This window comes from Pseudomonas sp. AC172 (assembly GCF_979258595.1).
The window spans coordinates 1,808,610-1,833,242 of sequence record NZ_OZ409868.1 but is presented as its reverse complement, the minus strand read 5'-3'; the positions used below and the strand labels follow the sequence as shown (position 1 = coordinate 1,833,242).

General features: G+C 55.0%; 21 protein-coding genes. 19 read left to right on the top strand and 2 right to left on the bottom strand.

Translation table 11 applies throughout. The annotated features are described in order from the left end of the window. The first annotated feature begins 37 nt into the window (after nucleotides 1-37). From ACZ0A4_RS08270 to ACZ0A4_RS08220, 11 genes are all read left to right on the top strand, one after another. Nucleotides 38-1,348 carry a glycosyltransferase gene (locus tag ACZ0A4_RS08270; protein WP_463574026.1) on the top strand — a complete coding sequence of 437 codons (1,311 nt, stop codon included), beginning with the start codon at nucleotides 38-40 and terminating at the stop codon, nucleotides 1,346-1,348. A 150-nt stretch (nucleotides 1,349-1,498) separates the two neighbouring features. Beyond that, entirely contained in the window at nucleotides 1,499-2,356 is an 858-nt protein-coding gene (locus ACZ0A4_RS08265) for a phospholipase (protein WP_463574024.1), read from the top strand. A 79-nt stretch (nucleotides 2,357-2,435) separates the two neighbouring features. After that, nucleotides 2,436-3,341: a helix-turn-helix domain-containing protein gene (locus tag ACZ0A4_RS08260; RefSeq protein ID WP_463574023.1), complete on the top strand. Its 906-nt coding sequence runs from the start codon at nucleotides 2,436-2,438 to the stop codon at nucleotides 3,339-3,341. Between the two features lie 342 nt (nucleotides 3,342-3,683). Next, the gene (locus tag ACZ0A4_RS08255; protein ID WP_463574021.1) at nucleotides 3,684-4,994 is read left to right on the top strand and encodes an ABC transporter substrate-binding protein; all 1,311 of its coding nucleotides are present in this window, start codon (nucleotides 3,684-3,686) and stop codon (nucleotides 4,992-4,994) included. A 173-nt stretch (nucleotides 4,995-5,167) separates the two neighbouring features. Then, nucleotides 5,168-6,094, top strand: a complete 927-nt coding sequence (locus ACZ0A4_RS08250; protein ID WP_038367588.1) for a carbohydrate ABC transporter permease — start codon at nucleotides 5,168-5,170, stop codon at nucleotides 6,092-6,094. Between the two features lie 8 nt (nucleotides 6,095-6,102). Continuing rightward, nucleotides 6,103-6,933 carry a carbohydrate ABC transporter permease gene (locus ACZ0A4_RS08245; protein WP_034154211.1) on the top strand — a complete coding sequence of 277 codons (831 nt, stop codon included), beginning with the start codon at nucleotides 6,103-6,105 and terminating at the stop codon, nucleotides 6,931-6,933. A 165-nt stretch (nucleotides 6,934-7,098) separates the two neighbouring features. Beyond that, nucleotides 7,099-8,202, top strand: a complete 1,104-nt coding sequence (locus ACZ0A4_RS08240; protein ID WP_463574019.1) for an ABC transporter ATP-binding protein — start codon at nucleotides 7,099-7,101, stop codon at nucleotides 8,200-8,202. A 15-nt stretch (nucleotides 8,203-8,217) separates the two neighbouring features. Beyond that, on the top strand, nucleotides 8,218-9,690 hold the full coding sequence (locus ACZ0A4_RS08235) for a mannitol dehydrogenase family protein (RefSeq protein WP_463574018.1): 1,473 nt from the start codon (nucleotides 8,218-8,220) through the stop codon (nucleotides 9,688-9,690). A 262-nt stretch (nucleotides 9,691-9,952) separates the two neighbouring features. Continuing rightward, nucleotides 9,953-11,449, top strand: coding sequence for a xylulokinase (gene xylB / locus ACZ0A4_RS08230; RefSeq protein ID WP_463574017.1), 1,497 nt, complete (start codon nucleotides 9,953-9,955; stop codon nucleotides 11,447-11,449). Nucleotides 11,450-11,462: 13 nt separating this feature from the next. Further along, complete coding sequence (locus ACZ0A4_RS08225) at nucleotides 11,463-12,401, top strand: carbohydrate kinase family protein (RefSeq protein ID WP_463574016.1); 939 nt, start codon at nucleotides 11,463-11,465, stop codon at nucleotides 12,399-12,401. Between the two features lie 45 nt (nucleotides 12,402-12,446). After that, entirely contained in the window at nucleotides 12,447-13,067 is a 621-nt protein-coding gene (locus ACZ0A4_RS08220; protein ID WP_463574014.1) for a transglycosylase SLT domain-containing protein, read from the top strand. Between the two features lie 131 nt (nucleotides 13,068-13,198). Here the strand turns inward: ACZ0A4_RS08220 and ACZ0A4_RS08215 are convergent, their stop codons facing one another. Continuing rightward, the gene (locus ACZ0A4_RS08215; RefSeq protein ID WP_463574012.1) at nucleotides 13,199-14,500 is read right to left on the bottom strand and encodes an OprD family porin; all 1,302 of its coding nucleotides are present in this window, start codon (nucleotides 14,498-14,500) and stop codon (nucleotides 13,199-13,201) included. Between the two features lie 374 nt (nucleotides 14,501-14,874). Here ACZ0A4_RS08215 and ACZ0A4_RS08210 point away from each other — a divergent pair, with 374 nt between their 5' ends. The 7 genes from ACZ0A4_RS08210 to ACZ0A4_RS08180 all read left to right on the top strand — a co-directional run bounded on the left by ACZ0A4_RS08210 (nucleotide 14,875) and on the right by ACZ0A4_RS08180 (nucleotide 23,446). Continuing rightward, nucleotides 14,875-17,166 carry a type VI secretion system Vgr family protein gene (locus ACZ0A4_RS08210; protein WP_463574011.1) on the top strand — a complete coding sequence of 764 codons (2,292 nt, stop codon included), beginning with the start codon at nucleotides 14,875-14,877 and terminating at the stop codon, nucleotides 17,164-17,166. Further along, on the top strand, nucleotides 17,163-18,719 hold the full coding sequence (locus ACZ0A4_RS08205) for a hypothetical protein (protein WP_463574010.1): 1,557 nt from the start codon (nucleotides 17,163-17,165) through the stop codon (nucleotides 18,717-18,719). The genes ACZ0A4_RS08210 and ACZ0A4_RS08205 overlap by 4 nt, the downstream gene beginning before the upstream one ends. A 4-nt stretch (nucleotides 18,720-18,723) precedes the next feature. Further along, nucleotides 18,724-19,662 carry a PoNe immunity protein domain-containing protein gene (locus ACZ0A4_RS08200; RefSeq protein WP_463574008.1) on the top strand — a complete coding sequence of 313 codons (939 nt, stop codon included), beginning with the start codon at nucleotides 18,724-18,726 and terminating at the stop codon, nucleotides 19,660-19,662. A gap of 191 nt (nucleotides 19,663-19,853) precedes the next feature. Beyond that, nucleotides 19,854-20,798: a PoNe immunity protein domain-containing protein gene (locus ACZ0A4_RS08195; RefSeq protein WP_463574006.1), complete on the top strand. Its 945-nt coding sequence runs from the start codon at nucleotides 19,854-19,856 to the stop codon at nucleotides 20,796-20,798. 123 nt (nucleotides 20,799-20,921) lie between these two features. Then, a complete protein-coding gene (locus ACZ0A4_RS08190; RefSeq protein ID WP_463574004.1) occupies nucleotides 20,922-21,701 on the top strand; it encodes a PoNe immunity protein domain-containing protein in 780 nt (259 codons plus the stop codon). Nucleotides 21,702-21,891: 190 nt separating this feature from the next. Beyond that, on the top strand, nucleotides 21,892-22,701 hold the full coding sequence (locus ACZ0A4_RS08185; RefSeq protein WP_463574003.1) for a PoNe immunity protein domain-containing protein: 810 nt from the start codon (nucleotides 21,892-21,894) through the stop codon (nucleotides 22,699-22,701). After that, nucleotides 22,676-23,446 carry a PoNe immunity protein domain-containing protein gene (locus ACZ0A4_RS08180; protein ID WP_463574001.1) on the top strand — a complete coding sequence of 257 codons (771 nt, stop codon included), beginning with the start codon at nucleotides 22,676-22,678 and terminating at the stop codon, nucleotides 23,444-23,446. Before ACZ0A4_RS08185 ends, ACZ0A4_RS08180 begins: the two co-directional genes overlap by 26 nt. 70 nt (nucleotides 23,447-23,516) lie before the next feature. On the opposite strand, the gene ACZ0A4_RS08175 is transcribed toward ACZ0A4_RS08180, so the two are convergent. Next, nucleotides 23,517-23,813 carry a hypothetical protein gene (locus tag ACZ0A4_RS08175; RefSeq protein ID WP_093431206.1) on the bottom strand — a complete coding sequence of 99 codons (297 nt, stop codon included), beginning with the start codon at nucleotides 23,811-23,813 and terminating at the stop codon, nucleotides 23,517-23,519. 495 nt (nucleotides 23,814-24,308) lie between these two features. Between ACZ0A4_RS08175 and ACZ0A4_RS08170 the strand changes: the two genes are divergently transcribed. Beyond that, nucleotides 24,309-24,578 (top strand): DUF2790 domain-containing protein, encoded by a 270-nt coding sequence (locus ACZ0A4_RS08170; protein WP_016985200.1) that lies wholly within the window; start codon nucleotides 24,309-24,311, stop codon nucleotides 24,576-24,578. Nucleotides 24,579-24,633: the final 55 nt, after the last annotated feature.

Here is a 24,633-nt window from a genome sequence, read left to right as displayed (position 1 = left end):
ATTTTTTGCCACAGCCCGCCTCAAGGAATACCCGCGCATGAGTCAACTCCCCTCCACCAAGGTCCTGGTTATTGGCTACGTCTGGCCGGAACCACGTTCTTCGGCTGCCAGCGGGCATGTCATGCAGATCCTCGAGACGTTCCTGCAACAAGGCTGGGACATCACCTTCAGCAGTCCGGCCGGCCCCGGTGAACACAAGGCGGATCTTGCTGCGCTCGGCATTCGTGAGGTGCCAATCGAACTCAACAACAGCAGTTTCGATGCATTCATCAGCGAACTGGCACCGGATATCGTGTTGTTCGACCAATTCATGATGGAAGAACAGTTCGGCTGGCGCGTCGAAAAGCACTGCCCGCAGGCACTGCGCGTGCTGGAAACTTCCGACCTGCAGAGTTTGCGGCATGCGCGTCACCAACGGCTCAAGTCGCGCCTCAAGGTCAATCCAGACCAGAATGATTTCAGTGATGTATTTGCCCCGGCCCTGCGCGACGAGTTCGAACTCATGGCCGAAACCGATCTGGCCAAGCGCGAAATTGCCGCACTTTATCGGTGCGATCTGAACTTGATGATCTCCGAAGTGGAAATCGAATTGTTGATCGAACAGTTCGGCTTGCCCCGGCAGTTGCTGCACTGGTGCCCGTTGATGATCGAACCGCCTGCGACCAGCCCTGCAAATTTTGCAGATCGGGCGCACTTTTTGAGTATCGGTAACTTCCGTCACGCGCCCAACTGGGATGCCGTGCTGTGGATGAAGAGCACGATCTGGCCGCTGATTCGCCAGCAATTGCCACAGGCACAACTGCACATCTATGGTGCTTATACGCCACCGAAAGCCACGGCGCTGCACAACGCCAGCGAAGGCTTCCACATCATGAACTGGGCCGAAGATGCGTTGCAGGTGATGTCTGCCGCGCGAGTGTGCCTTGCACCTCTGCGCTTTGGTGCCGGCATCAAGGGCAAACTGATCGATGCCATGCTATGCGGCACACCCAGCGTGACGACGCCCGTTGGCGCGGAGGCAATGCATGGCGATCAGGCCTGGGCCGGCGTGGTTACGAGCAATGCTGTCGAGTTCGCGAACAGTGCCGTGGCGCTTTATAACAACGAGGCGCGTTGGCAGGTGGCCTGTCAAGCGGGATATACGCTGCTGAATGATCGCTACCGAAAATCCGTACACGGTTTGGCATTAATAGAGAAACTGCAATATTGCCAACACCATCTGCATACACTCAGAGCCATCAACTTCACGGGCAGCATGCTTCGCCATCACTCGCATAAAAGCACGCAATATATGTCGCAATGGATCGAGGCAAAGAACCGCCACACCACACAAGAAAAAAACCTTTAAAAACAGCACTCGGATTAAAACAACAAAACAACCCGCATCACTTTCGAGATTGCCAACAAACAACACAACCTCTATAAAAACCTGCAAGCGCTACTTATATAAAACATTACGACAGCGCTCTTCTAAAACAAGTTAATGCAGGTTTAAACAATGGACACCCCATACAACAATCATCAGTGGATGACGGCAACGCCCGCTATCGACACCTTATCGCTCTTCGAACTGACACTGCCGGGCACTCACAATGCCGGCAGTGACTGGAAAGCCTCGTACCCTTTGCTCAGTCCGCCGCGCCACTGGCTAGCCTGCCAGCATAACTCTTTCTACAGTCAGCTCCGCCATGGTTCCAGGGCTCTGGACATTCGTATGACCTACGATTCCAAACAGCAAGGACTGGCGAAGTTTGCGATGCATCACAATGGTTATCGGAATTCGCGGACACTTGGAAATCTGGTAACCGACCTCGATCGTTTTCTCAATGAAAACCCCGACGAGTTCATTATCGTGGACTTTCACAAGCTCGACGGGAGTGACTTTGATTTTGCCTTTCTCAACAAAATGATGATTCATTTTCTGGGAGATCGTTTGATCCCGACAAAAAACAGAAATCTTGGTCTTGACCAACTAAAACGCATCAGCCCTGTTCAGCGAATACTGGTCGGCGCGCGATCTCACTATGAGTTGGACAGCGACTTCTTTATGAGCCAGATAGAACATGAGTGGATAGGAGAAACCGTCGTCAACGCTAAAGAGTTGCAGGAATTCATCACCAAAGTACTGCAGAAGACTCAAGGCACCTGGTCGCCTTGGTCATTGTCTGCAACGAGTTACGCAGCGCTGGGAGGTCCGGTCGATATTCACACCGAACTCGACGCCTGGTTCGATCCTGAAAAAAGTGAATGGGCACAGAAGTGCAATATCATCAATGTCGATTTCATTGAAGAATCGCGCATCGTCGACCTTTGCCGCACAGCCAACCTGATCAAGGCGCGTCGGCGTACCACCTGATCGGACCGTTTTTACGCACTGGCACAACTGGACCGGAAAGAGGCATGATCGGCCGCGAGAACAACAAAAGCGCCCCGCCATGACCCGAACCGCCCGCGTGACCGACCCCTCATACGAGTTGATGGATGACCATAACGGCTTGTCCATCATCTACCGCCAGCACGGTTTTCCGTGCCCGCTGGTGCGCTGGCATTTCCACAAGGAATACGAGCTGCACTTGATCGTGGCCAGCTCCGGCAAGGTGTTCATCGGCGACTACATCGGCAATTTTTACCCCGAAACCCTGTTCCTCACCGGCCCCAACCTGCCGCACAACTGGATCAGCCAGGTGGCCGAGGACGAGGTCATTGAGAAGCGCGACATGCTGGTCAACTTCACTGACGAACTGTTCGAGAGTGGCCACCAGGTGTTTGCGGAACTGAAAACCCTGGCGCCCCTGCTGGAACGTGCGCAGTACGGCATCGAGTTTCGCTGCAAGCGCACCATCCGCCAGGCCATGACGCTCATGCAGCGAATCGCCGACAGCAAGGGCATCACCCGCCTCGGGCACTTTTTCATCCTGATGGAGTTGCTTGCCGCCAGCGATGATTTCCAGTTGTTGTCCGGCGCCACCACTCCGCAACTGGCCGATGAGCACAACATCGATCGCACCAACCGGGCGGTCGATTACATCTTCAGCCACTACGCCCGCGACATCTCGCTAGAGGAAGTCGCCGAGCATCTGGGCATGACGCCGACCTATTTCAGCCGGGTGTTCAAACAAGCCACCGGGCGCAATTTCATCGAGTTCGTCAATCGCCTGCGCATTAGCAAGTCCTGCGAATTGTTGGCCGATGGCGACAAACCGGTGACCGAGGTGTGCTTCGAGTCCGGGTTCAACAATATTTCCAATTTCAATCGGCGCTTTCAGCAACTCAAGGGCATGACGCCGTCGCACTACCGGAGGCTCGCGGTGCAGCGCCTGACTGAACAGAACCACCACTGACACTCCGGACTAATGTGGGAGCTGGCTTGCCAGCGATGCGGCCCTCACTGCCGACATCTTCATTGACTGCCCCACCGCTATCGCTGGCAAGCCAGCTCCCACAGGTTTGCGCATTTGCCGCTGAAACCAATACGCAACCGAAAGCCAAGCACCGCTGAAAACCCCTTCCTTGCGTTTTCGCCGTCAAACACCAGTGCAAAAAAGTATCGATAAAAGTGCTAGGGATGATTTGTCAGCCCTGCGATTGAAGGCTGTAATCAGTGCACATTCTTCCTGCACAGGAAGACACAAAAACAATAACTGTCCTTCTGTAACCCACCGGGTGCAGAAAAGGAGTGCACGATGCAACCCACTGCAAAAGCTCTGCTTGCCCTCACCTGCATGACCCTCAGCAGCGTCAGCCTTGGCGCCCAGACCCTGACCATCGCCACCGTCAACAACAGCGACATGATCCGCATGCAAAAGCTCTCGAAAACCTTCGAGACCGAGCATCCGGACATCAAGCTCAATTGGGTGGTGCTCGAAGAAAACGTTCTGCGCCAACGCCTGACCACCGACATCGCCACTCAGGGCGGTCAGTTCGACGTGTTGACCATCGGCATGTACGAAGCCGCACTGTGGGGCGCCAAAGGCTGGCTGGAACCGATGAAGGATCTGCCGGCCGGTTATGCCCTCGACGATGTGTTCCCGTCGGTGCGTGAAGGCCTGTCAGTCAAGGGTTCGCTGTACGCCCTGCCGTTCTATGCGGAAAGCTCGATCACCTATTACCGCACCGACCTGTTCAAGGATGCCGGCCTGACCATGCCGGAACGGCCGACTTGGGAGCAGATCGCCGGGTTCGCCGAAAAACTCACCAACAAAGACAAAGAGCAATACGGCATCTGCCTGCGCGGCAAGGCTGGCTGGGGCGAAAACATGGCGCTGATCACCACCGTCGCCAATGCTTACGGCGCGCGCTGGTTCGATGAGCAGTGGAAACCGGAATTCAGCGGGCCTGAGTGGAAAAACGCGCTGAACTTCTACGTCGACACCATGAAGAAATCCGGCCCGCCGGGTGCCTCCAGCAACGGTTTCAACGAAAACCTTGCGCTGTTCAACAGCGGTAAATGCGCGATGTGGGTCGATGCCAGCGTCGCCGGTTCGTTCGTTACCGACAAGACTCAAAGCAAGGTTGCCGATCACGTCGGCTTCACTTTTGCCCCGCACCAAGTCACCGACAAGGGTTCGGCCTGGCTGTACTCGTGGGCGCTGGCGATTCCGACCAGCTCCAAAGCCAAAGACGCCGCCAAAGAATTCAGTGCCTGGGCGACGTCAAAAGAGTACGGCGAGCTGGTGGCGAAGACCGACGGCATCGCCAACGTTCCGCCCGGTACCCGCGCCTCGACCTACAGCGACGCTTACATGAGCGCCGCGCCGTTCGCCAAGGTCACTCTGGAATCGCTGAAAGCGGCTGACCCGAGCAAACCGACGTTGAAACCGGTGCCCTATATCGGCATTCAACTGGTGACCATTCCTGAGTTCCAGGCCGTGGGTACGCAGGTTGGCAAGCTGTTCTCAGCGGCGCTGATCGGCCAGACCACGGTGGATCAAGCTTTGGCTGCCGCGCAGCAAACCACTGAACGCGAGATGAAGCGCGCCGGTTATCCCAAGTAACCGCCTCTAAACCTGTGGGAGCTGGCTTGCCAGCGATGAGGCCGGCACCTTCGACATTGCTATCGGCTGAACTATCGCTATCGCTGGCAAGCCAGCTCCCACAGGGTCCGCGCCGATGTCAGGAATGTTGTCTTTCCTGAACATGTTTCTGCACCCAATTGGTTGTGATCGCCATGAATACTTCAACTGCCAAAGCCCACCTCGACCTGTCGCAACCTGCGCGCAAGGTCCGCGTACGCAATCCCGGCTGGTTTCTGGTCAGCCCTTCGGTGGCCCTGTTGCTGCTGTGGATGATCGTGCCGCTGGGCATGACCATCTACTTCTCGATGATCCGCTACAACCTGCTCTACCCCGGTGAAAACGAATTCGTCGGGCTGGAGAACTTCACTTACTTCCTGACGGATTCGGGTTTCATGCCCGGCGCGACCAACACGCTGTTGCTGGTCGGTAGCGTGTTGCTGATCAGCGTGGTCCTTGGCGTGTTGATCAGTGCCTTGCTGGAGGCCAGTGAGTTTCTCGGGCGCGGCATCGTCCGGGTCATGCTGATTTCGCCGTTCTTCATCATGCCCACGGTTGGCGCGCTGATCTGGAAGAACCTGATTTTCCACCCGGTCTCAGGGATCCTCGCCTACATCTGGAAGCTGTTCGGCGCGCAACCGGTGGACTGGCTCGCGCACTACCCGCTGCTGTCGATCATCATCATTGTCTCGTGGCAATGGCTGCCGTTCGCGATCCTGATCCTGATGACGGCCATGCAGTCGCTGGACCAGGAACAGAAAGAAGCCGCGCGCCTCGACGGTGCCGGACCGATCGCGATCTTCTGGCACCTGACCCTGCCGCATCTGGCGCGTCCGATTGCCGTGGTGGTGATGATCGAGACGATCTTCCTGCTGTCGGTGTTCGCCGAGATTTTCACCACCACCAACGGCGGCCCCGGCTACGCCTCGACCAACCTCGCCTACCTGATCTACAACCAGGCGCTGGTGCAGTTCGACGTCGGCATGGCTTCGGCGGGCGGCTTGATTGCCGTGGTCATCGCCAACATTGCCGCGATCATTCTGGTGCGGATGATCGGCAAAAACCTGACTGACAAAGCCTGAGGCCTGCCATGACTCTCCAACAATCCCGCCGGCTGCAAAGCCTGCTGCTCGGCACCCTGGCCTGGGCCATCGCGATCGTGATTTTCTTCCCGATCTTCTGGATGGTGATGACCAGTTTCAAAACCGAAATCGACGCGTTCGCCACGCCGCCGCAGTTCATCTTCACGCCGACGCTTGAGAACTACCTGCACATCAACGAGCGCAGCGACTACTTCAGTTTCGCCTGGAACTCGGTGGTGATTTCCTTTAGCGCCACGGCCCTGTGCCTGCTGATTGCGGTGCCGGCGGCGTACTCGATGGCCTTCTACGAAACCCAGCGCACCAAAGGCACGCTGCTGTGGATGCTCTCGACCAAGATGCTGCCGCCGGTGGGCGTGCTGATGCCGATCTACTTGCTGGCGAAGAGTTTCGGCCTGCTCGACACGCGCATCGCACTGATTGTGATCTACACGCTGATCAACCTGCCGATCGTGGTCTGGATGGTTTACACCTACTTCAAAGACATCCCCAAAGACATCCTCGAAGCCGCCCGCCTCGACGGCGCTACGCTGTGGCAGGAAATGGTTCGCGTACTGCTGCCGATCGCCAAGGGCGGCCTCGCCTCGACCGTACTGCTGTCGTTGATTCTGTGCTGGAACGAGGCGTTCTGGTCGCTGAACCTGACCTCGTCAAAAGCCGCGCCACTGACGGCGTTGATCGCCTCGTATTCGAGTCCGGAAGGGTTGTTCTGGGCCAAGTTGTCGGCGGTGTCGACCCTGGCGTGTGCGCCGATTCTTATCTTCGGCTGGATCAGCCAGAAACAACTGGTGCGCGGCCTCTCGTTTGGCGCCGTGAAATGAAGATCCCGAACCCAACCCTATCCCCTGTGGGAGCGAGCTTGCTCGCGAAAGCGGAGTGTCATCCAACAATGATGGTGACTGACACGCCCCCTTCGCGAGCAAGCTCGCTCCCACAGAAAAGCCGATCCGGTTCATCTGAATAATAAATTGCGGAGGCCCATCATCATGGCCAACCTGAAAATCAAGAATCTGCAAAAAGGCTTCGAAGGCTTCTCCATCATCAAAGGCATCGACCTTGAAGTGAACGACAAGGAATTCGTGGTCTTCGTCGGCCCGTCGGGCTGCGGCAAATCCACCCTGCTGCGGCTGATCGCCGGTCTGGAAGAAGTCAGCGACGGCACCATCGAACTCGATGGCCGCGACATCACCGAAGTCAGCCCGGCCAAGCGCGATCTGGCGATGGTGTTCCAGACTTACGCGCTGTATCCGCACATGACCGTGAAGAAAAACATGTCGTTCGCCCTCGATCTGGCCGGCGTACCCAAAGCCGAAGTCGAGAAGAAAGTCGGCGAGGCAGCGCGCATCCTCGAGCTCGGCCCGATGCTTGAGCGCAAGCCCAAACAGCTCTCCGGCGGCCAGCGTCAGCGCGTCGCGATTGGCCGCGCTATCGTGCGCAACCCGAAAATCTTCCTGTTCGACGAGCCACTGTCCAACCTCGATGCCGCGCTGCGCGTACAGATGCGTCTGGAGTTGCTGCGTCTGCACAAAGACCTGCAAGCGACGATGATTTACGTGACCCACGATCAGGTCGAAGCGATGACCATGGCCGACAAGGTTGTGGTACTCAATGGCGGCAAGATCGAACAGGTCGGCTCACCGCTGGATCTGTATCACCAACCGGCCAATCTGTTCGTCGCCGGGTTTCTCGGCACACCGAAAATGGGTTTCCTCAAGGGCAAGATCGCCCGCGTCGATGCCCAGAGCTGCGAAGTGTCACTGGACGCTGGCACGCGCATCACCCTGCCGTTCAACGCCGCCAACCTGAGTGTCGGCAGCACCGTAACCCTTGGCATTCGCCCGGAACATCTGGAACTGGCGCAAGCGGGCGACTGCACCCTGCAAGTCACCGCCGACGTTAGTGAACGCTTGGGCAGCGACACCTTCTGCCACGTCACCACCAACGCCGGCGAAGCGCTGACCATGCGCGTACGCGGTGATCTGGCCAGCCGTTACGGCGAACAACTGAGCCTGCACCTCGACCCGGCGCACTGCCATTTATTCGATGCCGAAGGTGTCGCGTTAACCCGCCCGCTGCGCGCTGCGGCCTGATTTCGAGAACTCCCGATGAAACTCAATCAACAGAACCTCCATCGTCTGGCCGCCGAAGTGCAACTGCCGGCCTATAGCCTCAGCGACACCCGTCAGGGCATCGCCCACATCGGTGTCGGCGGCTTCCACCGCGCGCATCAGGCCTATTACACCGACGCCCTGATGAACACCGGCGAAGCCCTCGACTGGGCGATTTGCGGCGTTGGCCTGCGCGCCGAAGACCGCCGCGCCCGCGATGACCTCAAGGAACAGGATTACCTGTTCACCCTGTTCGAACTCGGCGACAGCGACGACACCGAAGTCCGCGTGATTGGCGCGATTCGCGACATGCTGCTGTCCGAGGACGGTGCTCAGGCGTTGATCGACAAGCTCGCCGACCCGCAGATTCGTATCGTCTCGCTGACCATCACCGAGGGCGGTTACTGCATCGACGACAGCAACGGCGAATTCATGGCGCACTTGCCGCAGATCCAACACGATCTGGCCCACCCGCAAAACCCGAAAACCGTGTTCGGCTTCTTGTGTGCAGCACTGGAAAAACGCCGCGCGGCGGGCATCCCGGCGTTTACCGTGATGTCCTGCGATAACCTGCCGCACAACGGCGCCGTGACGCGCAAGGCGCTGCTGGCGTTTGCCACGCTACGCAATAGCAATCTGTGCAGCTGGATCGACGCCAACGTCAGTTTCCCCAACGCCATGGTCGATCGCATCACCCCCATGACCAGCACCGCACATCGCCTGCAACTGGCCGACAAACACGGCGTCGACGATGCCTGGCCGGTGGTCTGCGAACCGTTCGTGCAGTGGGTGCTGGAAGACAAATTCGTTAACGGTCGCCCGGCTTGGGAAAAGGTCGGCGTGCAGTTCACCGACGATGTTTCGCCCTATGAAGAAATGAAAATCAAACTGCTCAACGGCAGCCACCTGGCGCTGACGTATCTGGGCTTTTTGAAGGGCTATCGGTTTGTTCACGAAACCATGAATGACCCGCTGTTCGTGCGCTATATGCGTGCTTATATGGACCTGGACGTGACACCGCAACTGGCGCCGGTGCCGGGTATTGACCTGACGGATTACAAAAACACATTGGTGGCGCGTTTTTCCAATCAGGCGATTGCCGATCAGCTGGAGCGGGTGTGTTCGGACGGTTCGTCGAAGTTTCCCAAGTTCACCATTCCGACGATCAACCGGTTGATTGCCGATGGGCAGGAGACCAAGCGTGCGGCGTTGGTGGCCGCTGCTTGGGCGTTGTATTTGAAGGGTGTCGATGAGAATGGTGATACCTATTCGATTCCTGATCCACGCGCGGCGTTTTGTCAGGCGTTGGTGGCGGACGATGCTTTAATTACGCAGCGGTTGTTGGCGGTTGAGGAGATTTTCGGCACGGCGATACCGCGTTCGGCGGAGTTTGTCGCGGCGTTTGAGTGGTGCTGCAATAGCTTGCGCGAGGATGGAGTGACGCGGACGCTGGAGCGGATTCTTGCCTGAAAAGCCCCTCACCCTAGCCCTCTCCCAAAGGGAGAGGGGACTGACCGAGTGGTCTGTGCAAGTTACATCGACCTGAACGCCCGGAGTCGAACTCAGGTATTGAACAGCACCTGATTTAGAGAACCGGAGTCGAACTCAGCTTTTGAACAGCCCCCGATCAGCTCCCTTTCCCCCTCGCCCCCTTGGGGGCGGTCCGACGTTTCGGGAGGGCTGGGGTGAGGGGGTAGCTCTTGATCTTCACCGCAACCCAACGGGTTCACACATGACAACACAACAACTGTTCCTAGGCATCGACTGCGGCACCCAAGGCACCAAAGCCATCATCCTCGACGCCGCCAACGGTCAAGTCCTCGGCCAGGGCGCCGCCGCACACACGATGATCAGCGGCGCCAACGGCCGCCGCGAGCAAGACACCCAGCAATGGCTCGAAGCCTTCGCCCTCGCCACCCGCCGCGCACTACTGGCGGCAAATGTCGATGGCCAGTCAATCCTCGGCATCGGCGTTTCCGGCCAGCAACACGGCCTGGTCCTGCTCGATGATCAAGGTGAAGTCCTGCGCCCGGCCAAACTCTGGTGCGACACCGAAACCAGCGCCGAAAACGACCGTCTGCTGGTGCATCTGGGCGGAGAAAAAGGCTCGTTGGAACGCCTCGGCGTAGTCATCGCGCCGGGCTACACCGTGTCGAAACTGCTCTGGACCAAAGAGCAGCACCCCGTGGTCTTTTCGCGCATCGCACGCATTCTATTACCCCACGACTACCTGAACTTCTGGCTCACCGGTCGCGCCTGCAGCGAATATGGCGATGCCTCGGGCACCGGCTACTTCAACGTGCGCACCCGCCAGTGGGACTTGCAACTGCTGCGCGACATCGACGCCAGCGGACGCCTGCAAGCCGCACTGCCTGAGCTGATCGATGCACATCAATCTGTCGGCACCATTCTGCCGGCGATTGCCGAACACCTCGGCATCAACCCCGACGCGTTGGTATCGAGCGGCGGCGGCGACAACATGATGGGCGCCATCGGCACCGGCAACATTCAGCCCGGCGCGATCACCATGAGCCTCGGCTCTTCCGGCACGGTGTACGCCTATTCCGAAGTGCCGAAAGTCAGCCCGGACGCCTCGGTCGCGACGTTCTGCTCATCTAGCGGTGGATGGTTGCCGCTGATCTGCACCATGAACCTGACCAATGCGACTGGCGCGATTCGCGAATTGTTCGACCTTGATTTGGAACAATTCAACGACCTCGTCGCCCAGGCCCCCATCGGTGCCGACGGCGTAAGCATGCTGCCATTCCTCAACGGCGAGCGCGTTCCCGCCCTGCCCCACGCCACCGGCAGCCTGCACGGCTTGACGCTGGACAACCTGACCCAGGCCAATCTGTGCCGCGCCGCCGTCGAAGGCACCACCTTCGGTTTGCGCTACGGGCTGGATTTGCTCCGCCACAATGGTTTACAAAGCCGCAGCATTTGTCTGATCGGCGGCGGATCGAAAAGCGCGGTATGGCGGCAGATCGTCGCCGACATCATGAACACCCCGGTGATCTGCACCGAACAAAGCGAAGCCGCCGCCCTCGGCGCAGCGATTCAGGCGGCGTGGTGCAAATCCTGGTCGAACGGCCACGAAGACAGCCTCGCCGACCTGTGCCAGCGCTGCGTGAAACTCGATTCCAGCAGTGAAACCCTGCCGATTGCCGCCAACGTCGCGGCGTTCCAGCAGGCCTATGAACGCTATCAACAGCATGTCGCAACCCTATAAAGAGCAAACAATTATGTATTTGGTGTGTGGCGAAGCCCTGTTTGATTTTTTCAGCGAAGACGATGCCAGCGGTCTGGCCTCGAAAGTGAATTTCAAGGCGATTGCCGGCGGTTCGCCGTTCAACGTCGCCGTCGGTTTGCGCCGTTTGGGCGTGGACTCGGCCTTGTTTGGTGGACTGTCCACCGACTACCTCGGCCGTCGTTTGCAGCAAGTGCTGCAGGATGAAGGTGTGTGCCCGGACTATCTGGTGGACTTCGCCGCCCCGACCACGTTGGCCATGGTCGCCGTCGGTGCCAATGGCTCGCCGCACTACAGCTTTCGTGGCGAAGGCTGTGCCGATCGGCAACTGAGTCTTGCGCATCTGCCGACGCTTGGCCCCGAGGTACGCGGTTTGCACATTGGCTCGTTCTCGCTGGTGGTGCAGCCGATCGGCGACACCTTGCTGACACTGGTGCAGCGCGAGAGCGGCAAACGCCTGATCACCCTCGACCCGAACGTACGCCTCAATCCCGAGCCGAACATCGACTTGTGGCGCGAACGCATCGCGACGCTGGTACCACTGGCCGATCTGATCAAGGTCAGCGACGAAGACCTGAGCCTGCTCTACCCCGAACAGGACCCGCAACGCGTGATCGAAGGCTGGCTCGAACATCGCTGCCAGATCGTCTTCCTCACCCGTGGCGGCGACGGCGCCAGCGTGTTCAGCCGCCAGCATGGCAGCTGGTCAGTCCCGGCAGCCTTGGTGAAGATCGCCGACACCGTTGGCGCGGGCGATACCTTCCAGGCCGCGCTGATCACCTGGCTGACCGAGCACGGTCTGGATTCGGTCAAAGGCGTGCAGCAACTCGCTCGCGAGCAGATCGACGCCATGCTCAGGTTCGCCGTCCAAGCCGCCGCCCTGACCTGCAGCAAGACCGGCCCGGATCTGCCCTATCGTCATCAATTGAGCTGAGCGCGTAGACTGTCGGCCTTTTTGCGCACGACGGGATAACCGCTTTTGAATTACAGGCAGACGCTTGGACTACTGACACTGGCAACGCTACTGAGCGGGTGCGGCACCTCGCCGCCCCGTTCGCCGGAAGACATCTGCGAAATCTTCCGCGAAAAAAGCGACTGGTACGACGCTGCGCAAGTCACGCAAAAACGCTGGGGCGCGCCGATTCAGGTGCCCTTCGCGATCATGTATCAGGAATCCGGCTACCGCTACGACGCCAAGACCCCGCGCAAATACCTGCTGTGGGTGATCCCGTGGGGCCGCGTATCAACCGCCTCGGGTTATGCGCAAGCCAAAGATGAAGTCTGGGCCGATTACCAGAAAAGCACCGGCCGCAACTGGGCCGACCGCGAAGATTTCGACGACGCCATCGACTTTGTCGGCTGGTACATGGACAAGACCACGTCGATCAACGGCGTGTACAAATACGACGCCTATAACCAGTACCTCAACTACCACGAAGGCTGGGGCGGGTTCCGCAACAAGACCTACGCGAGCAAAGCCTGGCTGATGCCCACAGCGCGTAAAGTGCAGAATCGTTCGGACGTGTATGCGCGGCAGTATGCCGGGTGCAAAGAGGATTTGAATCGGGGATTCTGGAGCCGGTTCTGGCATTGGTTGTAAGGACGCCTTCGCGAGCAGGCTCGCTCCCACAATAGATCTTCAGTGAACACAGATGTTGTGTCCGGCATTGAACCCATGTGGGAGCGAGCCTGCTCGCGAAAGCAGTCGATCAGACGCTACAGATCGATGCCTTACAACACGGAAAAGCTATAACTCACAATCAACCGTGTCTCATCCACATCCCGGGCAAACTTCTCATAGTTGGTACGGTAAGTCGCATTACGCAAACGCAGACTCACATCCTTGAACGTGCCCGTCTGAATCACATACTTCAACTCGCTGTCGCGTTCCCACTCTTTGCCTTCCTGATCACTGCCCAACACCTTGATGTGATCACCGTTCACATAGCGGGTCAGGAAGCTCAAACCATTAATGCCAATGGCCTTGAAGTCATAGTCATAACGCAGTTGCCAGGAACGTTCCTGCGCAGCGGCGAAGTCGTTGACCTGCACATAGTTGACCAGATACGGATTGCTGCCATCGAGGTACGGCATCGAGTTATCGCCGTTCATGCGCTGCCAACCGGCGCTGAACGTGTGACCGCTGTGCGCATACGACAGCATGCCGCTCAACGCCCGGTTATCGATGGAACCGGCCTTGGCATCACCGCTATCGGCACTTTTCAGCACGCGCAGATCCGCTTTAAGTACACCGCCACCTAACGGTTGATTACCCAACAGCCCGACAAAGTGCTGACGATAAATGTCTTCCAGTTCGGCGTAGTGATATTGCGCGGTCAGGCGATCGTTGATCTTGTAGTCGAAGCCGTACATGTCGAAATGATCGGCGGTGGTGTTACAGGCGTAACGCTTGTTCTTGCAGTGCACGCGGATGTCTTGCGAATCGGTGGAATCGCGCGCGGTGTACTTGTCCAGGCGCGCGGCCATGAAGGTCAGATCCTTCACCTCTTTAGAAGTCAGCATGGCGCCGTTGAACATCGTCGGCAGCAAACGTCCGTCGTTGTATTTCAGCAGCGGCAGATCCGGCAACAGCGCGCCGTACTTCAACACCGTGTCCGAGACCTTGATCTTGGCGGTCAGGCCCATTTTCGCGTATTGGCCTTTCGAGCCGCGCGGGTCGTTGCCGCCCGATGGCAGCAAGCCGCTGTTGCTGCGATCCGGGCTGGAATCGAGTTGAAAGCCGAGCATGCCCAGCGCATCAATACCAAAACCCACGGTACCTTCGGTGTAGCCCGATTGCAGGTTGAGAATAAAGCCCTGTGCCGACTCTTCACGCTTGGACGCGCCCTGATCGTTCGCGGTGTGCCCATCACGGAAATCGCGGTTGAAGTACACCGTGCGCGATTCGATTTTCGCCGTGGTGTCTTCAAAGAATCCGCTGGCCTGAACCTGTGCGGTAAAACCTGCGCACAGCACAAAGGCTCCGAAGCCAAACGACTGGCGCGGGGTGATGAGGGGAAATGGGGGACGCATGAAAAACTCCAACAATGCAGCGTTTGCGCAAGCGCGCAACAAGCCAGAAAAATAGCTCCCGTCCCGGGTCAGATTGAACCAGGAGAAAGTGAACACGCAGGGGTGAGCGGCAATGATGGCAGATGGCTTTGACGTGCTACAGGCGACTTTAGTCTGAATCTGACTGAGGATTCTTCAACCCAGGGTTGTGGGAAAAGTTGCCGGCAATCAACGCCAACTCGCAACAAATGCCCGGCTCCATTGGGCCAAACACCCCATCTAAGGGTTTTCCCTATACCGCAAACCTGCCAGACCTACGGCTTTTGTGCCTTGAACGAGGCCGCCGAATCCTCCATCATCCGTCACCTGCTTATTCAACGGACGGAATTCAAGGCATGCTGGACGCCAACGCAACCCACATCACCCTCACGCTTGAAGGCGCCAACGCCGACCTGCAAGTCCTCAGCTTCACCGGTCGCGAAGCCCTCAACGAACCGTTCCGTTTCGACCTCGAACTCGTCAGCGCGCGCCCCGACCTCAAACTCGAAGAGCTGTTGCACAAGCCCGGCGTCCTGACTTTCGGCCCGACCGGCGAAGGCAAGATCCACGGTCTGGTCTATCGCATCGAGCAAGGCGACTCCGGCAAGACCCTGACCCGTTACAGCCTCAGCCTGGTGCCACAACTGGCCTACCTGCGGCACAACCACGATCAACAGATTTTCCAGCAACTGACCGTGCCGAAGATCATCGCTCAGGTACTGGAAGATCGCGGCATTCTTGCCGACGCCTACAGCTTCCAGCTCAGCGGCGAATACCCGGAGCGCGACTACTGCGTGCAGTACGACGAATCCGATCTGCATTTCATCCAGCGTCTGTGCGAGGAAGAAGGCATTCACTTCCACTTCCAGCACAGCAGCAGCGGCCACAAACTGGTGTTCGGCGATGACCAGACCGTGTTCCGCAAACTGAAACCGGTGAGCTACCAGCAAGACTCTGGCATGGCCGCCGACAAACCGGTGATCAAGCGTTTCAACCTGCGCCTGGAAACCCGCACCACCCGCGTCAGCCGCCGCGACTACGACTTCGAAAAACCGCAGATCCTCCCCGAAGGCACGGCGAAAAGCCCCTTTGCCCCGGACCTCGAGGACTACGACTACCCCGGCCGTTTCACCACCCGCGAGCGCGGCAAGTTCCTTTCCACCCGCGCCCTCGAACGCCATCGCAGCGACTACAAACTCGCCGAAGGCAAAGGTGACGAACCAACCCTCACCAGCGGCCATTTCCTCACGCTCGCCGAACACCCGCGCGCCGAATGGAATGACCTGTGGCTGCTGCTGGAAGTCTTCCACGAAGGCAAACAACCGCAAGTGCTCGGCGAAAACGTCACCAGCGACGTCACCGACAACAAAAGCGATTTCCACCAGGGCTACCGCAACAGCTTCCTCGCCACCCCATGGGACGCGCACTACCGCCCTGCCCTTGAACACCCGAAACCAAAAGTCCTCGGCAGCCAGACCGCCGTCGTCACCGGCCCCGCAGGCGAAGAGATCCACTGCGACCAGTACGGCCGCATCAAAGTGCAATTCCACTGGGACCGCGACGGCCAGTCCAACGACAAAACCACCTGCTGGATGCGCGTCGCCAGCGGCTGGGCCGGCGCCGCGTACGGCGGCATCGCCATCCCGCGCATCGGCATGGAAGTCCTCGTCACCTTCCTCGAAGGCGATCCCGACCAGCCACTGGTCACCGGTTGCCTGTACCACAAGGAAAACGTCGTCCCCTACGACCTGCCGGCAAACAAGACCCGCAGCACCTTCAAAACCCTGAGTTCACCGGGCGGCAAGGGCTACAACGAGTTCCGCATCGAAGACAAGAAAGGCGTCGAGCAGATCTACATCCACGCCCAACGCGACTGGGACGAAAACATCGAGCACGACCAGAAAATCCGTGTCGGCAACGAACGGCATGACACCGTCGAAGCCAACACGCTGAGCGAATTCAAGGTTGAAGAACACCGCATCACCCATCTGGACCGCATCAGCGAAATGCGCGCCGACGAGCACCTGACCGTCGGCGTGACCCAGCACGTAAAAGTCGGCACCGCTCAATTCGTCGAAGCCGGCAGCGAAATCCACTACCACGCCGGCGACAAGGTCGTGGTAAACGCCGGCATGGAACTCACCGCCAAGGCTGGCGGCAGTTTCGTCAAGGTCGACGCCGGCGGCGTGACCATCAGCGGCGCTGAAGTGAAGGTCAATACCGGCGGCGCGCCTGGCGTGGGCACCGGGATCGGGATTTTGGTGCCGTTGATTCCGGGGTTGGCGGCGGCAGACATCGCCGGAAGGCTGATGGAAAAAGCCAAGGCCAACCCGACGTGGCTTGAGTTGAATTTGCACTACGACAATCTGGAACCGGTGCCGGGCGCGTCTTATCGCGTTGATTTTGCCGATGGCTCGACCCGCGAAGGCGTGCTGGACGATGACGGCTTCGCCCGGTTGGAAGACGTGCCGAAAGGACCAGCCAAAGTCTATTACGGCGAAGATCCACGGCCGTTCAGCCGCGAAAGTGTCGCGGTGGTGCAGAACTCGGACGAAAAAGTTAACGAAGATTTACGCAAGCTCGGCCTGGACCCGAACCAGGTTGATTTACAAGCATTAGTGGAGAAAGCCGCAGGGAGGCTGACATGAGCGAGGCAGTAGCTGAGAGCGCAAACGACGGCGGCGAAGACCGTAGCGCCGCCTATCAAGAAGCCGCCGTTGAGCTGGCAAAAGGCATCGCGCTAGGCGCAGTGCCGTTCCTGGGGCAAGCCATCGATGCCTACGACACCATTGAGTCCGCAATCGTCCTCTACAACGCAGAGTCGACCGATGGCAAGGAAGACGCACAGTTCGACCTGCTGATGGCCGTCATCGGCTGGATTCCAGGCCCCGGCGACGGCCTGAAAAAAAGCCTGCGCATCGTCAACAAAGACCCGCAGCGCTATGCCCCGGTACTGTTCGACCTGCTCCGCTTCGTCCTGCAAGAGTGCGGAATCAAAACCAGCCCCGAAGAACTGCTCAAGCAGATATTCAACGCTGGCAAGCTACGCGGCGAACTCGATGAAATCATCACCGGCGTCAAAGGCTCCTCGACGTTCCAGAGCCTGCCCAACTGGGCAAAAACCTCCGTCGTCACCGTCCTCGCCTCCTCCCGCGACAACATGCCGGCCATGGTCGGGATCGTTGAAAAACGACTGGTGAAATGGAAAGGCATGCAGCGCAATAGCTCCGGAACGGCATCAGGCACAACAAAACCCGCCAAGATTAAGAAGCCTGCAGGAAAAGATCCTGCTGTCGCCAAACAAGGAAATGACGATCCAAGCAGGTCATCCGATAAGAAAAGCGATGCAACCAAACTGGGACGTAACCCACTACTTGATGTTACCAACGAGGCTTTAGGTGTAAGCGGCGAACATATTGCTGATTATATATGCGCGGAGATTCTAGGTTGGGGGAAAGAATGGAGCGGGCACGATAAGGGCATTGAGGGTAGCTGGATAAATGGCAAGCCCGGTTCCAATAAGATGGGCAAAATATCTAAAGGTGGCAGCAGCAAGCGTTGGAACATTCTGTATAAACTAACCGATGCAGCCAACGGTACGGGTATCGATGCAGTTTGGCGGGCAACCCCAGAAAATAATAGCAATAAAAAATACGCTATAGTTGAAGCTAAAGCTAGCCGCGATGAAGATGCCCCAAAGTTTATGCGAAAAACTGGCAATACACGCTTGCCAAGTATCGCCTCAAAACTTGGAGTAAACGGTGTAGACGCGTCAACGCTACTGGAGCCCATCGAAGAAAAACCTGAAAATACAGGGAAAAGAGGTGCTACACCGTCAAATGGTGGAAAAAGGAAACCAAAGCCATCTGGTAAAAAACCCGAAACCAAACCAATTGGCAAAGGTATTTACGTGCAGATGAGTCACGAGTGGATTGACAAAAACCTTATCAAGTCAGTCCCTGAAAACTTGGTAAGAGAAGTAAAATATTCATATAGTCGACACTTGTTTTTTTCACCACTCTACCTTGAGAGTTCTGAGCTTCATGCCAAAGCAAGGTTCGAGAGATCCGAGGCGGAGTCACATGCAGAACACAAAGCGATTCACTACCAAGAAGATGCAGTTAAAGCTGCCGTCAATAAAAGAAAACGCTCACTAATTAAAAAGTACGGCAACTTAGACACCCTAAAAATTGAGGCATAAACCTATGAGAAGACAGAAATTTCTAACCCAGCAACGATATGAGAATTTCAAAAACAACTACAAAGAAGAGTTCATCTTCTGGGAAGACAAGTTATTTACGGCCGATTCTCCAGAGCAAGAAAAATCTTTAAGGGCGAGAAATTTCCAAGCACTTTACTTGAGAAATATTTTAATGCTCTACACAGCTGGAGAAGAAATAAGAAACCTAGAGTCACCGTTAGAAAACCTGATAGAAAGTTACGAAACTCTTCAGGATAAACTTGCAATTTACGAGCAGATACCCAACATCACCCCGCTGATCATAGATGACTGGCTGGATGAGTACGAAGAATGCATGCAGGTGATAAGTCTATGCATCCTTCTTCACAGGACAGATCTTTTAAAACGCTTCGTACAACTGATAGACACTGCAGGGTATGCAGGCACAGACACTCTTTATGAAGATCTACTAATTAAAGTACTGCCCAATCGGGAAGATATAGATCAATGGTATCACGATATCTATACACCACTAATTCAGGCAATTTATGCTGAGGAAAAACAGATTGCTTCCGAGCATTTAGATACATATTGCAAAAATTGGTATCCAGCTTTTGAACAAGCGCCTTGGCATGATACACATAGCGATGGCGATGAGGGAAGTTATGTTGGGTACTGGGCGCTTGAGGCTGGAGCGATAGCTTTTCTGTATGGTATCGATGACAGTAAGATCAGCCATATGGTTTATCCGAAAGATTTGGTTGAATATGCAAGAAACTACAAGCCTGCAAATACTTCTGAGGTTTCTCGCGTAGACGCCGGACAACCATGCAGTAGAGCAGGATACTGGTTCACCCCCGCTCAAGCGGAATCTCGCCGCCATTTCAATCAAGGAGAAATCATGCCTAGTTTCGGCGATTCGAAATGGGGCGATACTATTTGGTATTGGTCAGGCGAAGAATAGACTAATCTAATGGTCGCTCGGCGCTGTTATTCAGGCGCTGAGCGAGGAATGTGACGCGGGAAATAATCATACTTGGATACACTTCCGGCACCACTCCACGCCTCACCAAATGAAATTTCCTGCAAGTAAGCTGCACAACAAATACTAAAAAATTTCAGATATAACTTTTACCCTTGATTGAAAGCTCTGTTATGAAAAGAAGACAAGAATTTTTAACCGAGGCCAGACATTTCGACTTCCTCGCCTATAGCGAGGGAACTAAAGAGTTCTGGGCGAACAATACATTCGAGTCAGACACTCCAGAGCAAGAAGCCTCATTAAGAGCTACGCACTTCAAAAACGTAGCCCTAAAGAAACTGTTCATCTCGTACACCGCCGGATTAGAAATAACCTCGTTAGTACCGCTTCTCGAAGAGCTCATTACACACTATGAGAACCGCCAGGAAAAACTATCTCTATCTGAAAATATAGTAGATATATCGCCGCTTGCCATTGACGACTGGCTAGATGAGTACGAAGAGTGTGTTCAAGTAATTAGCTTATGCATACTGCTGCGCCGCACAGATCTACTAAAGCGATTCGTCGTACTCTTTGATAAAGCAGGCTACAATGGTCAAGATGCTTTGTATGAGGATCTTCTATGCAAAGTGCTCCCCGACAGAGAAGACATTGACGACTGGTACCACGAAGTTTATACGCCTCTTCTCCAGGCCATCTACGCAGATGAAAAAGATGAAGCATCTGATCTGTTGGCGGAATATTGCAAAGAATGGTACCCGGCATTTAAACAAGCGCCTTGGCACGACTCTCATCTGCAGGGTGACGAAGGAAGCTATGTTGGATACTGGGCGTTCGAGGCAGGTGCTGTCGCGTTTCTATACGGCATAGATGATCGCAAGATCAACCATATGGTTTATCCAAAGGATCTTGTTGAATACGCACGAGGCCATAGTACTTCAGATAAAAATAACACTATCAACCGCATTGAAGCGGGCCAACCTTGTAGCAAAACAGATTTTTGGTTTACGCCAGCCCAGGAAAACTCTCGGAGACACTTTCAACAGGGTGAAATTTTTCCTGACATCACCGACTCCCGCTGGGGCGATACACTCTGGTATTGGTCAGGAGAAGAATGAATCGTTCGCTCAGCGCTTATTTTTCGGTACTGAGCGAAACATATTGATAACACATTTAAATTAGAGATATGGACTATTGCTCTACAATAAATTGCCGTTACAGCCAAGTTTAGGCATTAATATATGCAGAAAAGACAAAAATTCTTCAGTGATGCCCACTACGAGAATTTCCTGAGAGAGCACGGCGAAGCTAATGAAATCTTAAAAACAACCAAATTCAAGTCCGACACATCCGAAGGTGAAGCAACACTTCGTTCAAGATTTTCTCAACGTTTAGCACTTCGAAAGCTAATGGCCATGTATACAGCAGGCGAAGAAATATCCTTGCTGATTCCTCAACTAGAATATCTAGTTGAAAAATATGAAATCCGGCAGACTGCACTAGCCGCATCTGAACAATCTCCAGAAATTTCACCACTCGCAATAGACGATTGGCCACACGAGTATGAGGAATGCGTGCAAGTTATAGGCCTTTGCATCCTATTACATCGCACAGACCTGCTTAAGCGCTTTGTTAATCTGATAGATAATGCTGGGTATGCGGGCGACGATACACTGTACGAAGATCTACTCTGCAAAATGTTACCTGGTAGAGCTGATATATACCAATGGTACCACGATGTTTATTCTCCGCTAGTGCAAGCCATATATGCAAAAACCAAAGAAGAAGCCACAAACTTTCTAAAAGAATATTGCACCCAATGGTACCCGGCCTTTAAACAAGCTCCTTGGTATGATACTCATCTGCAGGGCGAAGAAGGAAATTATGTCGGATACTGGGCCTTTGAGGCAGGTGCTATTGCCTTTTTATATGGGATAGATGACAGCAAAATTGATCACATGGTTTATCCAAAGGACTTGGTCGAATACGCCCGAAATCATAAGCCAGCAAATGAATATTAAATTCCAGATTCATAAAACCGGGCAAGAATCTTCGTTGTCAAAGTATCGCCTCGCGCAGCGACACTCCGGGCGCTCCAATAAAACCAGAATTACTTTCATTATGGGAAAAACCAAACCACTCGTAAGCAACCACGACAAATCTTTAGCTAAGGCATGTTGCATTACCGCCACCAAGGCTTGAGGAACAACCATGATGGAAAGACAGCATTTTTATAGCGAAAATCATTACAGCATCTTCCTGAAGGCATATGACGATGCTATAGATTTTTACCGCACTAAAAAATTCAAATCAGATTCTTCCAAAGAAGAAGAAATGCTTCGCTCTAGATTTTTTCAAAGGCTTTCCCTGAACAAGCTTTTAGCGACTTACACAGCAGGAGAAGCAGTTCCCGCGCTCATTCCGATACTTGAAGATCTAGTTTCCAAGTATGAAGAATGGCAAATCAATCTAGCACAATACGAAAAGAGCCCTAACATATCACCATTAGCAATTAGTGATTACCCCTATCAATATGAAAAATGCGTTCAAGTCATAGGGCTTTGCATCCTATTACATCGCACAGATCTGCTTAAGCGTTTTGTAATTTTGATCGATAATGCCGGCTACGAAGGCACCGATACACTCTATGAAGATTTGCTTTGCAAAATTTTACCTGGCAGACACGATATAGATCAGTGGTATCACGACGTCTATTCTCCTTTAGTACAGACTATCTACGCAGACAGCGAAAAGAAAGCAGCGAGACTTCTGAAAAAATACTGTAGTCAATGGTACCCCGCTTTTAAGCAAGCTCCATGGCACGATTCGCACTTACAGGGCGAAGATGGCAATTACGTAGGGTACTGGGCTATAGAAGCGGGAGCTATCGCATTTTTATACGGGATAGACGATAGCAAAATAGATGACATGATTTATCCAAGGGACCTGGTCGAATACGCCAGAAATGTGGCCATTCGATTGGAGCAGAATACTCATGAACATACGACAGACACTCTTTAGCGCCGCACGCTATGAAAATTTCCTCAGGGAATATGATGAGCTTCTAAATTTGTTCTCAACAAACAAATTCAAATCAGACTGTGCGTTAGAGGAAGCATCTCAGCGCGCCAGATATTTCCAGACGCTCGCTTTGGAAAAGCTATTTGCCACCTATACAGCGGGTGAGCGTATAGAAAAGCTTATTCCTATGCTTGAAGAACTGATAGATAAATATGAAATTCGCCAAAAGACTTTGGCCGAGTATTTAGGCGTGCCGAACATTTCTCCTCTGGCAATCGACGACTGGCCCAATCAGTACGAAGAAGCCGTTCAAGTCATCAGTCTTTGCATACTTTTACATCGGACTGACCTGCTCCTACGCTTTGTGAAACTCATTGACGACGCAGGGTATGCAGGTGAAGACACCCTTTATGAGGCTTTGCTAAACACAGTTATTCCACATCGGCGCGACATAGATGAGTGGTATCACGACGTCTATACACTACTTATCCAAGCAATCTACAGCGACACGAAAGGCGAACCGCCTAAACTTCTTAAAAAATACTGCCAGCAATGGTATCGAGCCTTCAAGCAAGCCCCTTGGCACGATTCCCATCTTCAAGGAGAGGAAGGAACCTACGTAGGGTATTGGGCATTTGAAGCAGGCGCTGTTGCCTTTCTGTATGGCATTGACGACAGCAAAATCGATCACATGGTCTACCCCAAGGATCTGGTCGAATACGCTCGCAGCCTGCAATCACAATGAGCTTTTCGAATCCATCGCTAAACCACTCAGCCTGCCCTCTTTCGACGGCAGGCTTTTTTGAGGGGTGAACTCAAGCAGGCGCTTTCCAGTTCAACATTTGCTGCTGCGCGACCTGGAGCAAGTCATTGCCATCCTGCGTCAGCAGGTAAAGCGCATGGGTAATGTGCGGAATGTCTTGCACGTCGGCGTGCTTGAAGCACAGGCAATGCAGGGTTTCGAGCAGGTCGGCGGCGGCGCGGATGCGCTGGACGGCGGCTTCGAGTATGTCTTTCGGGTTGGCTTGGGTGTCGATGAGCAGTGTCGGGGTTTCGGTGACGTTGCTTGTGAGGGGGAGGTAGCGGTTTTGTAGCAGTTTGATTATCGGCATAGGTGATTACTCAATTGGGGCGAAAGTAACCGCCAGCACTGTGACCAAACAGTGGGAGGCGGACTGTGTGCAGACTTGGTCAACCGAGAACAACCCCAACTCAGCTCGCCCGAAGGCGTCCTGCACACAGCCGCCACAGCTATGCACCGCACGGACGTAGATGTCCGCAGCGCAAATGATGGCACATCTGCAATGGGGAGGTTGTCAGGTGACCAAACCCGAACCACTGATTTTGCAGCGGCAACCGACAATAACCGCCCCGCTCCAGCCGTCGAAAGCAGACAAGGCACCAGCCTTTGTAGGAATTCGCCAAACCTTCCAAAGAAAACCGCCGCACTCCCTGACAGCCGGCGTTCAGCTCGGTTAACCATCCCTTAACGCCGTGGTCAAAAACTCTACTGAACCGCACGCCCTCAGCCGTTTTGGCTGTCGCCCAGTGCGGCAGGTTCGGGTGCATCACGCCGAACTCTAGAACCGTCACTCGGGAGTCCTTTCATGAACATTCGTCCTTTATTGCTCACTGCCGCCCTCGCCTGCACCGCGTTTGCCGGGCTGGCCCAGGCCAATGACACCTCTGCCACGTCCAAAGCCGTGCCGTATGAGTACGGCATGCCGCTGCATGTGGCCAAAGTGGTGTCGTTGACCGAGCCGCCAACGCAACTGTGCAAAGTGGTTACGGCCGATATGAAGTACATCGACAATGCCGGTAAGCCCGAGGAGATCAGCTACCGGAAATTGTCTGACGCGTGCAACTTCCAGAACTGACAGAAACGTCTGATTTGCGGGTTTGCGGTAGGCGTGGGGAGTTTCGGCGGTTATG

Coding starts and splice junctions, on each gene's coding strand:
- ACZ0A4_RS08270 (WP_463574026.1), top strand. CDS start 38: ATGAGTCAACTCCCCTCCACCAAGGTCCTGGTTATTGGCTACGTCTGG.
- ACZ0A4_RS08265 (WP_463574024.1), top strand. CDS start 1,499: ATGGACACCCCATACAACAATCATCAGTGGATGACGGCAACGCCCGCT.
- ACZ0A4_RS08260 (WP_463574023.1), top strand. CDS start 2,436: ATGACCCGAACCGCCCGCGTGACCGACCCCTCATACGAGTTGATGGAT.
- ACZ0A4_RS08255 (WP_463574021.1), top strand. CDS start 3,684: ATGCAACCCACTGCAAAAGCTCTGCTTGCCCTCACCTGCATGACCCTC.
- ACZ0A4_RS08250 (WP_038367588.1), top strand. CDS start 5,168: ATGAATACTTCAACTGCCAAAGCCCACCTCGACCTGTCGCAACCTGCG.
- ACZ0A4_RS08245 (WP_034154211.1), top strand. CDS start 6,103: ATGACTCTCCAACAATCCCGCCGGCTGCAAAGCCTGCTGCTCGGCACC.
- ACZ0A4_RS08240 (WP_463574019.1), top strand. CDS start 7,099: ATGGCCAACCTGAAAATCAAGAATCTGCAAAAAGGCTTCGAAGGCTTC.
- ACZ0A4_RS08235 (WP_463574018.1), top strand. CDS start 8,218: ATGAAACTCAATCAACAGAACCTCCATCGTCTGGCCGCCGAAGTGCAA.
- xylB (WP_463574017.1), top strand. CDS start 9,953: ATGACAACACAACAACTGTTCCTAGGCATCGACTGCGGCACCCAAGGC.
- ACZ0A4_RS08225 (WP_463574016.1), top strand. CDS start 11,463: ATGTATTTGGTGTGTGGCGAAGCCCTGTTTGATTTTTTCAGCGAAGAC.
- ACZ0A4_RS08215 (WP_463574012.1), bottom strand. CDS start 14,500: ATGCGTCCCCCATTTCCCCTCATCACCCCGCGCCAGTCGTTTGGCTTC.
- ACZ0A4_RS08210 (WP_463574011.1), top strand. CDS start 14,875: ATGCTGGACGCCAACGCAACCCACATCACCCTCACGCTTGAAGGCGCC.
- ACZ0A4_RS08205 (WP_463574010.1), top strand. CDS start 17,163: ATGAGCGAGGCAGTAGCTGAGAGCGCAAACGACGGCGGCGAAGACCGT.
- ACZ0A4_RS08200 (WP_463574008.1), top strand. CDS start 18,724: ATGAGAAGACAGAAATTTCTAACCCAGCAACGATATGAGAATTTCAAA.
- ACZ0A4_RS08195 (WP_463574006.1), top strand. CDS start 19,854: ATGAAAAGAAGACAAGAATTTTTAACCGAGGCCAGACATTTCGACTTC.
- ACZ0A4_RS08190 (WP_463574004.1), top strand. CDS start 20,922: ATGCAGAAAAGACAAAAATTCTTCAGTGATGCCCACTACGAGAATTTC.
- ACZ0A4_RS08185 (WP_463574003.1), top strand. CDS start 21,892: ATGATGGAAAGACAGCATTTTTATAGCGAAAATCATTACAGCATCTTC.
- ACZ0A4_RS08180 (WP_463574001.1), top strand. CDS start 22,676: ATGAACATACGACAGACACTCTTTAGCGCCGCACGCTATGAAAATTTC.
- ACZ0A4_RS08175 (WP_093431206.1), bottom strand. CDS start 23,813: ATGCCGATAATCAAACTGCTACAAAACCGCTACCTCCCCCTCACAAGC.
- ACZ0A4_RS08170 (WP_016985200.1), top strand. CDS start 24,309: ATGAACATTCGTCCTTTATTGCTCACTGCCGCCCTCGCCTGCACCGCG.